This window comes from Bacillus sp. 5RYD7K (genome assembly GCF_059831465.1).
On sequence record NZ_CP191200.1, the window covers coordinates 3,000,743 to 3,015,675 of the forward strand.

At 39.5% G+C, this 14,933-nt stretch carries 10 protein-coding genes and 3 pseudogenes; 3 read left to right on the forward strand and 10 right to left on the reverse strand.

Annotated elements, in window-relative coordinates; genetic code table 11:
• Positions 1–83: 83 nt before the first annotated feature.
• The gene (gene xynB / locus ACQE26_RS14980; RefSeq protein ID WP_500469975.1) at positions 84–1,685 is read right to left on the reverse strand and encodes a xylan 1,4-beta-xylosidase; all 1,602 of its coding nucleotides are present in this window, start codon (positions 1,683–1,685) and stop codon (positions 84–86) included.
• A gap of 42 nt (positions 1,686–1,727) precedes the next feature.
• Positions 1,728–3,119, reverse strand: coding sequence for an MFS transporter (locus tag ACQE26_RS14985; protein WP_500469976.1), 1,392 nt, complete (start codon positions 3,117–3,119; stop codon positions 1,728–1,730).
• Between the two features lie 575 nt (positions 3,120–3,694).
• Between ACQE26_RS14985 and ACQE26_RS14990 the strand changes: the two genes are divergently transcribed.
• Complete coding sequence (locus ACQE26_RS14990) at positions 3,695–4,789, forward strand: L-dopachrome tautomerase-related protein (protein ID WP_500469977.1); 1,095 nt, start codon at positions 3,695–3,697, stop codon at positions 4,787–4,789.
• Positions 4,790–5,674: 885 nt separating this feature from the next.
• Here ACQE26_RS14990 and ACQE26_RS14995 read toward each other — a convergent pair.
• Both ACQE26_RS14995 and ACQE26_RS15000 read right to left on the reverse strand, forming a co-directional pair.
• Positions 5,675–5,821, reverse strand: coding sequence for a PhrK family phosphatase-inhibitory pheromone (locus ACQE26_RS14995; RefSeq protein ID WP_438422006.1), 147 nt, complete (start codon positions 5,819–5,821; stop codon positions 5,675–5,677).
• Positions 5,821–6,933 (reverse strand): response regulator aspartate phosphatase, encoded by a 1,113-nt coding sequence (locus ACQE26_RS15000; RefSeq protein WP_326255912.1) that lies wholly within the window; start codon positions 6,931–6,933, stop codon positions 5,821–5,823. Before ACQE26_RS15000 ends, ACQE26_RS14995 begins: the two co-directional genes overlap by 1 nt.
• Positions 6,934–7,233: 300 nt before the next feature.
• Between ACQE26_RS15000 and ACQE26_RS15005 the strand changes: the two genes are divergently transcribed.
• Both ACQE26_RS15005 and ACQE26_RS15010 read left to right on the forward strand, forming a co-directional pair.
• Positions 7,234–8,814, forward strand: a complete 1,581-nt coding sequence (locus ACQE26_RS15005; RefSeq protein ID WP_500469978.1) for a T7SS effector LXG polymorphic toxin — start codon at positions 7,234–7,236, stop codon at positions 8,812–8,814.
• Positions 8,815–8,828: 14 nt separating this feature from the next.
• Positions 8,829–9,218 (forward strand): Imm50 family immunity protein, encoded by a 390-nt coding sequence (locus tag ACQE26_RS15010; protein WP_071181881.1) that lies wholly within the window; start codon positions 8,829–8,831, stop codon positions 9,216–9,218.
• Positions 9,219–9,294: 76 nt separating this feature from the next.
• On the opposite strand, the pseudogene ACQE26_RS15015 reads toward ACQE26_RS15010, so the two are convergent.
• From ACQE26_RS15015 to ACQE26_RS15040, 6 genes and pseudogenes are all read right to left on the reverse strand, one after another.
• Positions 9,295–10,445: pseudogene (locus ACQE26_RS15015) on the reverse strand (IS3 family transposase).
• A gap of 114 nt (positions 10,446–10,559) precedes the next feature.
• Positions 10,560–10,671 (reverse strand): annotated as a pseudogene (locus ACQE26_RS15020) (peptidoglycan-binding domain-containing protein); the annotation flags it as partial.
• Positions 10,672–10,675: 4 nt separating this feature from the next.
• The gene (locus ACQE26_RS15025) at positions 10,676–12,004 is read right to left on the reverse strand and encodes a Kelch repeat-containing protein (RefSeq protein ID WP_500469979.1); all 1,329 of its coding nucleotides are present in this window, start codon (positions 12,002–12,004) and stop codon (positions 10,676–10,678) included.
• A gap of 61 nt (positions 12,005–12,065) precedes the next feature.
• Positions 12,066–12,882 (reverse strand): annotated as a pseudogene (locus ACQE26_RS15030) (peptidoglycan-binding protein).
• Positions 12,883–13,081: 199 nt separating this feature from the next.
• Positions 13,082–14,416 (reverse strand): type I glutamate--ammonia ligase, encoded by a 1,335-nt coding sequence (gene glnA / locus ACQE26_RS15035; RefSeq protein WP_060962718.1) that lies wholly within the window; start codon positions 14,414–14,416, stop codon positions 13,082–13,084.
• 57 nt (positions 14,417–14,473) lie between these two features.
• Positions 14,474–14,878: a MerR family transcriptional regulator gene (locus tag ACQE26_RS15040; protein ID WP_007410366.1), complete on the reverse strand. Its 405-nt coding sequence runs from the start codon at positions 14,876–14,878 to the stop codon at positions 14,474–14,476.
• Positions 14,879–14,933 lie beyond the last annotated feature (55 nt).

A 14,933-nucleotide genomic window follows, 5' to 3' on the forward strand; every position in this document is an offset into this window, starting at 1 on the left:
GGAGTATTTCTGAAGGGATTTTTCACATAGGACAGGATATAAAAAAGGAGTTCTTAAATAGAAGCTCCTTTTTCCTGTGCACATTAATTTTCTTTATAACGAAAATATCTGAAGTCAGCCGGAATGTGGTGACCGCTGGTATCTTGGCACTGCATCCCTACAAAAGCTCCTGTAAAGAATCCTCCTCCGCGGATGTAATCATCTGATAATTTTTTCGATTCTAATGTAATGTCAATTTTATGCCAGTCTTCTTTGTTAAACGAATAGAAATAATAATATTTTTCCTTTTCGATATTCACTTTTAAATAGACATACTTTACTTCACGGGGAATCACAGTTTTATTTTTTAATGGCTGTGAAAAAGAAAAGTTATCACATATTGTTAATTCAAGAATACGGCCGAGTTCTTCATCATGCGTGACTTGAAGAGCCGTCCAGTTCTCTGTATTGTAATAGTTCACCAGACCAGCGGCTTGCTGAAAATTTTCTGGATAAAACATAACAGCCGTTTCCGCTTCAAAATGGAGACTTTGCCAGCGTCTGGCTACAAATGCCTGAGTAAATGCCGAGGTTAATGATTCATGGCCGTATAATCGCAAATGATTTGGCACTTGAGTCAATGAGCCTAATTCTTTCGTGAACGGAATCCTTAATGTTTGAAAATTGATATTTAATGTTGAGCTCTCGAATTCATCAACTTCCGGGTACGTTGCTTCAAATATGGTTTCAGGTATAGAAGGCGCTTCCACCTCCAAACTTCCCTCTTTTCCGCCAGCTACATAAGGCCATTCATCTTTCCAATAGAGTTTTTGAATAGCTGTTTCTCTGCCCAAAGGACAATAACCTCGCTGCTGAAAAATTGAATCATCGTCCGGATGAATAGGACGCCCCGTTAAATGAGCTAAATACCACTCACCTGTATGTGTTTGAACGATGGATGCATGCCCGCATTTTTGCAGCGGATTTTCCGGATCATGCCATGACGTTAAGATAGGATTATCAGGATGAACTTCATATGGCCCCTCAATATTTGCAGAACGGGCAATTGTAGCAGCATGTTCGAACCGCGTTCCCCCTTCTGCGGTTAATAAATAATAATAGTTCCCGATATGATAAAGGTGCGGCGCTTCCGTCAGCTTTCTTTCAGTTCCTTTAAATATCACTTTCGGTTTTCCAATTAATTTTTGCTCCTCATCAGAATATTCCTGCATGACAATTCCTCCGAATGAGTGCCGATCAATACGCTGATCCCATAACATATTTAATAAATATTTTTTTCCATCCGTATCATGGAATAAAGAAGCATCAAATCCCGAGCTATTTAATGTGATCGGCTCCCCCCAATCACCATCAATCGTGTCACAAGTCACTAAATAATTGTGGCAATCTTTCCAGGCGCCATCTACTACCTTAACATCCGTATAGATCAGCCAAAACTTCCCGTCGCTGTAACTTAAACATGGCGCCCAGACCCCGCCTGAATTAGGGTTTCCTTTCATGTCTAATTGTGAAACTCTCTGTAATGGATGTGCAACTAAGTGCCAATTCACTAAATCTTTTGAGTGGTGTATCTGGACTCCTGGAAACCACTCAAATGTAGATACAGCGATATAATAATCCTCTCCTACCCTGCAAATACTTGGATCGGGATTAAATCCTTTAAGTACCGGATTGATAATCTTCATGCGGAACGCCTCCTCAGCTATTTTCTGTTGATTCATCATATTTTAAGCTTTGAAATCATCTATATGATCCAAATAAACTTTGTCTCTATTCTCTAATTCTCGAACCATGTTTTTATATTTTTTCTCATCTAAGTTATAGAAATTAATATCAATCATGGCTAAAACCAGTAAGAACACGGGAATAATGGTGGTTGTAATTAAAATTCCCGTCAATGCCTCCGCCGTTTGCGCCTGATTTGCCACATATCCAAACTTATCTAAAACCAGCCCCGGTATAACCCCTCCCAAGGCCATGCCGAATTTAAAGAAAAATCCGATAATAGCATATATGAGCCCGCCCATTCTTTTCCCGGTTCTGTATTCTCCATATTCTATTGTTTCAGGAATAAGCGCCCACATATATCCCCCGGCAGTGAGACTTCCGGCAGCAGCAATTAATCGAAAGAAGAGTATGAGGAAAACATTACTTGACGGAACAAACAATAAAGCTAAGAGGCCGATCATATTCAGTAATAATGCGTAGTTTAGTAATTTCTTCTTCCCCAATAGTTGATGAAGCTTTGGAATAAAAGGTAAAATGACCAGAGCGGGCAAACTTCCTAACAAACCGTACCATTTCACTAAATCCGCTCTTTCTAAGTTATACGTCACGTAATAGATGCCGACCGAATTACTTATTGAATTCACTCCAAAAATAATAATAAAGAAAATACTCAGTACAACAAGCGGACGATTAACACGAAATTGCTCAAATATATCCGAAAATTTAATTTTTTCTTCAGATTTTTGAAGAGTGACACGCTCTTTTGTGCTTTTAAAACAAAAGATTAAAAGACACCCGCCTATGAATCCCATAATGGCCATGGTTAGCTGCCAGCCAAGAGATTCGCTGCCTGAAGTATCGCTTAAATAAGCAGCCAGTAAGGGAACAAAAAATGCAACGACAAGTCCCCCAAGATTTGCAAATAACATACGGACAGATGTTATACTAACAACTTCTTGATTATTTCTGGTCATGGCAGAAGTTAACGCGCCATACGGAACGTTTATCGCTGTGTATGTAAGCGACAAGCCGACATATGTTATATAGGCATATATTAATTTCCCCATATCTGAAAAATCGGGGGTTGTAAAACAGAGGATGGCCAGTATGACAAATGGAAAAGCTCCGAATAAAAGATACGGTCTGAAGCGCCCAAACCTGCTATTCGTTCTGTCTACTATTGTTCCGATAAAAGGATCAGCGAGGGCGTCGATGATTCTGACCACTAAAAACATCGTACCGGCGGCTGCTGCCGATAAACCAAATACATCTGTATAGAAGAACAAAAGATAAGTAGACACCGTTGCATAAATTAAATTACATGCAAAATCCCCAGACGCATATCCAACTTTTTCAGCCATGCTGATCTTCTTTACATTTTCACTGAGCATGATTTCCTCCCCTTTTCGATCCTTTCATAAGGAACCAGTATGAAAGGATATAACATGTCTTCAAATTTATTGGGCAGTACGCACTTCATAAAAGCGCTTTCATAAAAGAATAGCCGATGACTTTCACAGAGCATTTTCATCAGATAAATGGTGATCAGATGGCTGTAATTTCATCTTATATGCCCGGAAAGGATAAAAGCCCCGTGCTTTCATTTTTTATATTCTTCTTTCGAGCCCCTTATCCCCCTTCCATCATGCATTTAATTACGGGTAATTTAATCGGATTTCTTAGTTTGTTGAGCAAACAAACTAACTTGATTTAATCTTATAAAATCTGATCTGCTTTTTCAACTCCTTTTTCAGAAAATTTACAACCGGCCAAGGACATACTATAGTGTAATTGCCAACTGCTTCGACAGACGTATTAGTAAAAATCCCTTGTGCCTGACTGACTTAATAAATGATAAGCACTTCCATCACCTTTTCGTTTAGAAAAACGTATCAAGAAACATGCACTAGAAAAAATGCGAATCATATATAAGTGATATCCCGTTTAATTGGTTGAGGAGGATATGATGAAACCTATGCTGCCTTTTGAAAAATATTTCGGTGATTTAGAACTGGTTTATGCATTTTATGGAGCTATGCCTACCGGTGTTACGGTTTCGGAAACTGGTCGTATTTTCATTTGTTTTCCAAAATGGGGAGACGATGTTAAATTTACGGTGGCGGAAATAGTTGGGGATAAATTGCAGCCTTATCCTGATTTACAAACCAATTTGGTTAACCCCGAGACTATCAAAATCACTTTCATCAGTGTCCAAAGTGTAGTTGCTGATGGAAGGGGAACGCTTTGGGTACTAGATACAGCGGCGCCCAATTTTTCTGAACCAATTAAAGGCGGGGCAAAATTAGTCGCTGTTGATTTAAAAACCAATACAATCAGAAGAGTGTATACCTTTACAGAAAATGTTGTCCTGCCCACAACTTACCTGAATGATGTCCGATTTGATTTTCGTGTTGGAACTGCAGGTTATGCCTATATAACGGATTCTTCTTCCAAAGGACCAGGAGCGATTATCGTCGTTGATTTAGAAACCGGAAATGCATGCAGACGGTTAAATGGAGCAAATCCAACTTCACCGGATTCCTATTTTATACCGAAAGTAGAAGGCAACATTTTGATGAATCGTAACAGGGATGGTTCAACTTCCCCATTTAGGCTGGCATCCGACGGTATTGCGATTTCTCCTGACGGGAAGGTATTATTTTTTTGTCCACTGACCAGCCGCCATTTGTTCTCGATCTCAACAGAAGCCCTGAGAGATAGAAATATACCGGACATGGATTTACTTTATCATGTGGCGTATTGGGGAGAAAAAGGTGCGTCTGATGGAATGATTACAGATGCAAAAGGAGCTATTTATGCCGGAGATTACGAGAACAATAGTATTCGAAAAATACTGCCGAATGGCACAATGGAAACCATCGCACATGATCCGAGAATTTTATGGCCGGATACTTTTTCGATTGGTCCGGATGAATACTTATACGTCATCGTGAACCAATTACATCGGCAGGCTAGATTTCATTATGGAAAAGACTTACGACAGAAACCTTATAGTTTACTTCGTATAAAAATCGATGAATTACCTGCTCCTTCCTATTGAAAATGAAACATGAAGGAAATCATATCATATCCTCATTAAATATAAATGATTATTCGAGCCGTTTATAATCAGCCTGTTGACGTATATAAGAGAAAAACAGACCTCCCGTGAGCCTCAGAACCTAAATGAAAAGGTCTATCATGAATATCAGCTGAGCAAGCCCTTTGATGGGCAGCTTTTATTACAGAGCCGGGGTGATACCAACACCCTGGTCTTTTTATTTAGGGAAAAACACTGTAACCCGTCTGTATTTTACAGTTTGTCACGCTTTTCTTCTTTTTGAATCTGGGGCAGCAATGAAATTTTTCTAGGAAATATTTAGACATGAAAATATAACCATCACTTCCTACCTATACTCCCATATCTCAGAGAAACTTGAAAATTCATCAGTTGATGATTTTGAAGAATATATATGTTTAGTATTTTTGGCGGTCAAAACCAAAAAATCCCCCGACACCAATAGTGCCAAGGGATTGAGGGATTAATATTGAGACATGTATTGTTCGCGCTCCCACGGATGAACTTGTGTGCGGATTATAACCTAGGCAATATTTCAATGTCATAATGCATGATAAACGTTGAATTAAAAAGGTTTTGTTATTTCACTTCGAATAAGAAATCATCAAGTATATTATATTTGTGGGTGTTTTGTGGGTGTCTTTGTGGGCGCCCACATCTATTTCTTTTTAGATTTTTATTGTAATCTAAAGGTATACGTATAAAGGGATTAATTACATGTTTTCGCTTTATGAAGATGGGGTCTGATAAAAAGAGACAACTCCAATTATCATTAACACGATGACTATCCCTAAGATGCTCCATAATGTTATTTTAACGCCTTTTGTCATATTATGACCCCCATCTTTTAATTGAGACTTTTTTTTATTATGTGCCGACTGGCTTTTCAGCTAATATATAAGTACCGACTGGCTTTTCAGCTACATGTTTATTTGAAAACCCCATTAAGCTCGCAACAGCTAACCCGCTCAAACAAGCAACAGATAATGCCGCAAAAAGAATTCTCTTTTTCATCAAATTCCCTCCAACTGCTTCATTTTCTTTTCAGCTAAAATAGCTTTATTAGAAAACTTTAGAGCCTCTTTATAAAGTCCCCTTTCTTCAAATTTTTTTGAAGTGATTAGAGCTAGATCGCGAATGCTGTCAAAGTCATTTTGTTCTGCTAATCTGTTCATATGACTGTGAATCCGATCAACACGCTCATTTAAAGGACTTTGTGAAAGCTCATGAATAATATTTATTTTAGCTTCGTATATTTTATTCTGTTTTTGTCTAAGATTTTCCTGTCCCTTTTTCAAATAATATGATGCTTTATTGTTTTCCCCCATCATCACTAGCTCTTTTGCGATCATATATAATGAATTTATATAATACGATGATCCACACCACTCTTTATTTCTTAATGCATGCTTAATCGCATTAAGACAATCTTGCGGCCGCTTCGCTTCTGAATATGTAATGCTTAAATTGTGATGAATCATAGCCACGAAAAATGAATCATCCAATTTCTTTGCCACTTTAATTGCTTGTAAATAATGTTCCTCCGATTTTTCGTATTGTCCCAATTCAGTGTAATTATGAGCAACCACCATTAAAGACGTCGCAAATTGCTTCAAGTAATTTTCATTATTCTTAAAGATATTCATTGCATTGGTTATATAATTTAACGATACGATGTTCTGGCCCAACATCATGTACATAGAGGCAACCTTTGAATAAAATTCTGCAGCTTCAATTTCATCCGGTATTAATGAAAGCTTTTTTTCAGCGATGTTAAATAAACTTATGGCGCTCTCGAAATTCCTATTATATGACTCGAAAAGCGCTTCAAATAAATAAAAATAATATTCAATCATATGGTCTGTTTTTAGGATTTCATCAGCGTGGTTCTCATTAAAGTATGAATGAGGCGGCAGCTCCTCCCCTTTAACCTGATACAAAAGCATTTTATGCCTTTCTTCCAGCAGAGAATAATACATTAACACCTCTTGATCCTCTTCCATTTCATCTAAAAGTGGTTTGATCTCTTCAAAATATCTCTCAGCAGACTCATCGTCTTGTTGTTTTATCGCGATATACCAATCATTTAATATATTTGCAACTCTTTCAGAAGCCAGTTTACTCATACGATAAACCCCTCTTTCTACAAATATTCTAAATTTTCTCAAACAACATTCTAGCATACTTTTAGCATAATATGTAATATACAGAAATAATTTTCGACATGCCGCAATTCTTATTTCGTTTTTACGCAATCAGAGGAAAGGGCAATTTAACCTATTTTTAAAAGTTCGAATTGAAGAATAATAGTAAAAATAAACCAATCCAAAAGAACCATTTTGTATTTGGAAGTTTTGTTATGTATTTACTCCGGCTTTCATCGTGGTAAAATTTTGAATAACATTTTATCGCGAAAGGATATGATCATGAAAATCTTTGAAGCAACTACCCTGCTTTCTGCCGCCAAACAACGCGCAAACGAATACAAAGAATTGCGCAGCCAAATGACGAACCTGAAAAATGCGTTCCAAGGCATGGCAGACCTGGGCGACAGCGATTTTTCGGGCAAAGGCGCCGACAACATCAAAGCTTTATTTCAAGATCACGCTGGCGTCACAGATGAATGGCTGGAATTGATTGATATGAAAATTGCGTTTCTCACAAGCATAGAAGCTATGATTGAAGATGCCGGCCTTTCAGACTCTTATGTAGAAGAATCTTTCCTTGAACATGAATTGACAAACGCACTTGATAAATCAAAAGCGATTATGCAAGAACAGCGCAACGAAATGAAAGGTATCCTTGATGAAATCGCAGATATACTGCCGCTCGATCTCTTTTCAACCGCTAACGCGGATCAAAAATTAGATGATTCTGATACAACAAAAAGAGATACAATACAAAAAATTGGTGAGCTGGATAACAACCTTTCAAATGAATATGGGCTGTCAGAAGCTAATGAGGCGTTCATTATGGCAGATTTCCAGGCATTACAAGATGCGACAGGGAAAGGCAAAAACGCCACCCCGCTCAACTATAATGCCAAGGCGTACCGGGAAAGTGAAATCCATCAGATGCAAGCAGGATTACATAAACAATCATCGGAATATCTTTCGTTCAAAAAACAGCAGGCAGAAGAAAGAAGAATTGCGAAGGAACAGGAAGAGCTTGCGAACAGGTCGTGGTACGAAAAAACATGGGATGTTGTTTGTGATTTTACAGGTGAGGTTACCGGATATTATGATTATAAAAGGGCGGCTGATGGAGTTGACCCCGTTACAGGTGAAAAACTTACTGCCGGGCAACGGGTCGCAGCCGGGGGAATGGCTGCTGCAGGGTATATTCCAATTGTCGGTTGGGCCGGCCGTATCTATAAAGGCGGAAAAACAGTCTATTCAACTGGAAAAGCGATATACAAGGCTGATAAAGCCCTCGAAATATATAAAACTCCCAAAACCTTTCATGCATTGGAAAGTTCTCAAAAAGGGCTTTATGGCTTAGTCTCAGCAAATGGTTTAAGTGAAGGGATAACAGGCCGTGATATGTTTGGGAATAAGATTTCCAAAGAACAGCAGCATAACAGTATTAATGCAGCGCTTGCTGTTTTTATGCCTTTCGGGGCAAAGGGTTTTCCCGGTAAAACAGGCCTTAAAACTTCAACTTCAGTTAAAAACACAACTATTATTGTTAGCAGAAAAGGGGCTTTGAAAGAAGCTAAAAGAGACGCCGGTATACCACGTGCTCAACATCCAGAGTCAATTAATCGAGTAGAAATGCGCACTGCTCCCCACGAAGGTAGTCGTGTAATTAAAGATAAAAATGGTAAGATCATATGGACGAGGGAGTACACTTTCACTAATAATAAAGGGGAAAAGATTATCATCCAAGATCATAGTGCTGGGCATGAAAAAGGTGGTCAGGGCCCACACTTTAATGTTCGACCGATTGATAACACTCGAACAGGAAAGGTTCCTGGCACAAAAGAACATTATCCTTTTAACAAATAATTTGAGGTGATTTTATGTGGTACACAAAGATTGAAGAGAGTCGTTTTTTAAATAGTTTATATAATGAGGTGCCAAATTTAGAAAATGTACGCATCGAAGGAATTTACATAAAGGAGGAAGGCAGAAAAGTAACATTACATTTTGACATGCCATTTTATGCAGAAAACCCTCCTAAGAAATGGGCTAATTTAGGATACAACTCAATTGCTCTTCAAGTCGACTTTTTTGATATTCATTCTTTAGAAATGAAAACAACATCAGATACATACAGAGGAAACATCGAGATAAATAATGATGAAGAGGGATTATTAGAGGTTAATGTGACTGGTGAGATTACGGCAAAAATTAAAGCTGATGCAGGATTTATTCAATCAATAAATGGTTATATTAACGAGGCTATATAATTATTGCTATATATACAAAAAAGCCCCCTTTCAATGGGGACTGACCCCCGTTTTTGAGACAGGGATCAAAACACCTTTAAACAGCCAGCTGTCGGTATGTGACCGGCGGCTGGTTGTTTAGTTTCGTTTGAATACGAATGTTGTTATAATAGTGTATATAGGTTTCGACAGTTTGTTCTACGATGGTCGTCGTAGTGCTTTCCAACCTGTCGAGGTAGAACGTTTCAGACTTTAGTGAGGAATGAAACGATTCGATGGAGGCATTATCAGCGGGCGTCCCTTTGCGGGACATGCTCATGGTAATGCCTTTTGTTTTAACAGCTTTCTGATACTCATAAGATGTATAAACAGAACCTTGGTCACTATGTAACACGCAGTTCTCTGGCAGTGCAGGCAGCTGATCAAGTGTGTGTAAGACAAAGTCTGTGTCCTGTCTATCGCCAATCGTAAAAGCAATCACTTCTCCATTGTATAAATCCAATATACTGGAAAGATACAATTGTTTCTGCCCATAAGGCAAATATGTGATATCGGTTACTAGCTTTTCCAGAGGGCGATCAGACTGAAAGTTCCGATCCAATATATTCTCGGCCACGGCATATGGCTGCCCATTCTTCTTGCGCTTTTTCACCTTAACCCGGCATTGCCACTGATTCTTCTGCATAATGCGCTGAACCGTTTTATGATTCATACGCATTCCCTTTTTTAATATGGCTGTGATTTTCCGATAGCCATACCGATACTTGTGTTCTCGGCACAACGTGCCGATTTGTTTTTCTAAATGGTATTTAGGGTTATCTTTCATCAGATTCTTCTTCCAACGATAATAAGATGCTCGTGAGATACCTAAATGAATACAGATATCCTTTATGGTCATTGTGCCGCGCAATGCTTCTACAAGCTCGACTGGCGTTTCGCTATCAGCTTCCTTTCCAATTCGTTGTACTTTTTTAACACTTCATTCTGTTGTCTCAGATAACGATTTTCTGCCTGCAGTTTCTCTAATTCGGAAGAATACTCTGGACCTTTTCCATAAGAATATTGCTTTCCGACAGGTTGTTCGAATCGATGTGTATCCCCAGCTTTATACCACCTGACTCATGTCTGCACCTGCGTCTTATTCTTTATATTCAATTCCTGCATGATCTCCTTCACAGGAACGCCCGCCAATCTCATTTCTACAGCCTTCTGTTTGACTTCAACCGGATAACTCACTCTTGTCCTCATAGAAAAACACCTCCAAGTCTAATTTCGGATAACAACGATCCGTTTTCAAACTTGAAGGTGTTTTTTGTTTGTCTCATATTATGGGGTCAGTCACATGAGAGATGGGGCTTTTTATTATTCAAAAAGAGTTCTTAGTTTCGCCTTTGTTTTTGGCCCGTAAATGCCGTCGTGTGGAAGCCCCCATGGACTGGAACCGTTTGATCGTATTTGCTGTTTTTGGACTATACGTGTTAAGTGGTTTTAGCACTTTGATTGTTGCTTGTATTCGTTGAGTACTCATTTACTTCAAAAGTAAGGATATTCTTAAAGATTACATGATCTTTTCTGTTCTCAAACGGTCCAATATTATTATTGTGCTTATCAATCTCGTATCTCGAAGGGCCTGTTCCTGAATCTTTTTGATCGTACCAGTTAATGAAATCATTTACTTCTTCCATCGAAAGATCAAATTCTTTTTCAAGTCCTGTTGTCATTGTTATAGTAAGTATAGCTCGATCACCATTAGATTTAGGCTCTGTAGGCTTGTCTGGTCTTACATCTGTTTGATTACTTGTATCAAACATCTCAACAGAATTTAACAATCCTGATGTTTGCTTCGACATTTGATCATAAACTGATTGGCCGCCAATAACATAAAGCTTACTACCAATTGAAGCTGCACTAGCAGCCATTCTTTTATTTGTAAAGTCTTTTAATTCTGTTACTGAATTATCCTTTGGATCATAAACCTGCACTTTTGTAATGACTTCTTTATTACTTGAAGATCCACCACCTAGGATATATATTTTACCATTTAGAAGAGCTGAAGTTGTATATTGAATCCCTGTCAATAACTTATTTTTCTCCAGCCAAGTGTCTGTTTCAGGATCATATTCATAAATAGAGTTATAGGTTGTTTTTGGTGGTATTAAAATTGAATCCGCGCCCCCAATTACATAAATTTTACCGTTTAAAGTTTGTGCTGTCGCCCCCCCTAAAGGAACAGGTAAATCTTTTTTTTGTGACCATGTTTTTGATTCCGTATCATAACAGAGGTTCTTGGACAAACTGTCATAAGCTCCACCCATAATGTATATATGTTTTCCGACAGCAGCTACGGAAGTAAAAGATGTTTTTTCGCTTGGAATATTAGCCTCTTTCTCCCAAGTATCATTTTGAGTGCTGTACACCAAAACAGTTTTTAAATAAACAGATTCGGTATTGCCGCTTTTCGCGTGAATCCCTCCAATAATATAAATTTTCTCTCCTACTGCAACTGCAGAACCCGAAGACACTGCTATAGGCATATTTTTTTTGTTAGACCACACATTACTTTCTGGATCATAAACGTATGTTGTACTCGTTGATACCCCATTATGAGTTCCACCAAAAACATAAATCTTCCCATTAACACTTGCTGTCATAGCAGATGTTCGACTTTCAGGTAAATTAGCCTTTGGCACCCATTCTTTTGAGTCTGATTTTGATTCTGATGATGTTTGTTCTGCCTGCACTGGTACGTAACTTACTAACACAGCAAAAGCTAAAATTACAAAAACTACCAACCAGCTTTTTTTCACATATATCTCTCCTAACTTTTAATAGCACGCCATTTAATGTATCGGTTATTTTTTTATTCTTTCAAATTAATTTTTCAAGCTTTGCTTTTGTCTTCGGTCCATAAATGCCGTCTGCCTTCAAGCCATGCATTGACTGGAATCGTTTAACAGCATTTGCTGTTTTCGGTCCGTAATAACCATCTATTCCGTTGTTCTTTGCCCCTTTGTCTGGATAGTAATAGAGAGCCGCCAACGCTGTTTGAATCTGTTTTACGGCCGTCCCCTTAGTTAAGGGGCTTGTCACTTTTAAAACGCCTGATGGCAGCGTGTAAGATGATTTCTTGCCGCCTGATGGAGAGCCGGCCGATCTGGTCAACTTTAATACCTGACCGACTTTTATCAGGTTCGGATTCTTGATGCCGTTCAAGCTTTGCAGGGTTTTCATGCTTACGCCTGTTTTCCCTGCAATTACAGAGAGGACATCTCCCTTCTTGATGGTGTACGTCGCCCCGCTGGCCTTTGTTTTCGTAGAAGAAGATACTTTTTTACCGCCAAGGCATTCTAATTCTGCAGCAATGGCCGCCTTCACCTGATCCCAGCGTCCCTCAGACAAAATGCGGTGCGGGCAGTATTTGCCATTCCAATCCTGATACTTTCTGATTTTGTCGACGCCCCAGCCGCGCTCTTTTAGAAGCTGCGCCACAAACTTGATAGCCAGCGCCTCTGCTGCCCGGTACCGCGCGCCACCTGACTTACTGTAGCAGATTTCTACTGCGATAGACTTACGGTTACCGGTTCCGTTTGTGCCATCGCCAGAATGCCAAGCATTCCGGTTCAGCGGAATCCCCTGAATCATTTCTATATAACTCGATAGCAAAATGATAGCTTATCGAACTCACACATCAGCAAAAAAATTGACAGAGATTCAATGAATAAGTACGAGGATTATATCTCCACAATTATGGAGTAATTTTTTATTGATTTTTTGTGGGTATTTTGTGGGTATTTTGTGGGTGGTATATGATTTATATTAAATTATTAAATTTGTTAACAAACCAAAAAATCCCCTGACACCAATAGTGCCAAGGGATTGAGAGATTAATACTGAGACATGTATTGTTCGCGCTCCCAAGGGTGAACCTGTGTGCGGAACATATCCCATTCGATTTCTTTTGCTTCGATGAAGTGTTCGAACAGATGCTCACCGAGAGCTGCAACCATGACTTCGTTTGATTTGAATTCGTCGAGAGCTTCCGCAAGTGTCGCCGGAAGGTCTACGATTCCGCTTTCCATGCGCTCTTCTTTGCTCATGACGTAGATGTTGCGGTCAATCGGAGCCGGCGCTTCAAGTTTATTTTTGATTCCGTCAAGGCCTGCTGCAAGCAATACGCTTAATGCCAAATACGGGTTTGCCGCCGGGTCTACGCTGCGGACTTCAACACGCGTGCTGATGCCGCGGGAAGCCGGAATACGGATCAGCGGACTTCTGTTTTGCGCGCTCCATGCTACGTAGCATGGTGCTTCATAGCCCGGAACAAGGCGTTTGTAAGAGTTCACTGTCGGGTTTGTGACAGCTGTAAAGCTTGTCGCGTGTTTTACGATACCGGCAATGAAGTGTTTTGCTGTTTCACTCAGCTGAAGATCAGCGTCTTTATCAAAGAATGCATTAACGCCATCTTTGAAGAGTGATAGATTACAGTGCATACCGGAACCGTTTACGCCGAACAGCGGTTTTGGCATAAATGTCGCATGCAGACCGTGTTTGCGGGCGATCGTTTTGACGACAAGTTTGAAAGTTTGGATGTCGTCACAAGAACGGATGGCACCGGCATATTTAAAATCGATTTCGTGCTGGCCGGGAGCCACTTCATGGTGAGATGCTTCGATTTCAAAGCCCATTTCTTCCAGCTCAAGCACGATATCGCGGCGGCAGTTTTCTCCCAAGTCAGTCGGAGCCAGGTCGAAGTATCCGCCTTTATCGTTCAATTCGAGTGTCGGTTCGCCTTTTTCATCTAATTTAAACAGGAAGAATTCAGGCTCAGGTCCAAGATTGAAATCGCTGAAACCGAGTTCTTTCATTTCATTCAGAATCCGTTTGAGGTTGTTACGCGGGTCACCTTCGAACGGGGTGCCATCCGGATTGTAGATATCACAGATGAAGCGTGCTACTTTACCTTTTTCAGCTGTCCATGGGAAGATAACAAATGTGTTCAGATCAGGATATAAGTACATATCAGATTCTTCGATACGGACAAAACCTTCGATGGAAGAACCGTCAAACATGCATTTATTATCAAGTGCTTTTTCAAGCTGGCTCACAGGAATTTCCACGTTTTTAATCGTTCCGAGAATGTCTGTAAACTGAAGGCGGATGTACTTTACGTTTTCCTCATTTACTAATTTTACGATGTCTTCTCTTGTGTACTTTGCCATTTCGTAAAACTCCTCCTCTAAAAGGTAAATGTATATAGCAAAACAGTTGCTAACGGATTAATGAAAGAATCGGGACATATCACCTTGGCGGAAGGTGTTCCCCCGCTGGAATCGGCCTGCCTGCATCAGTTCGTTTTTCAGAAGCTTTCTGAGTTCGTCGTCAGACAGATTGTGCTTCATCGGTTTGGCAGTTTTTTCGGATTTTTCCTCCGGTTCGGCAGATGCCTTATCCAGAATTTGTTTGATCCCCGCCATATTGACGCCTTGTTCAATCAAATTTTTGATTTCTAACAGTTTATCTACATCATGGAATGAAAATAATCGTCTATTTCCTTCGCTTCTCGCTGGAAATATCAGTCCATTTTCCTCATAATATCGAATTTGCCGGGCAGAAAGTTCTGTTAACTGCATGACAATTCCTATTGGAAATAAAGGCATTGAGCGGCGAATGTTATCACTCATCTCAATTTCCTCCTTTTCTTATCTTAGTCTCATTATAGGTGATGTTATATTTTGT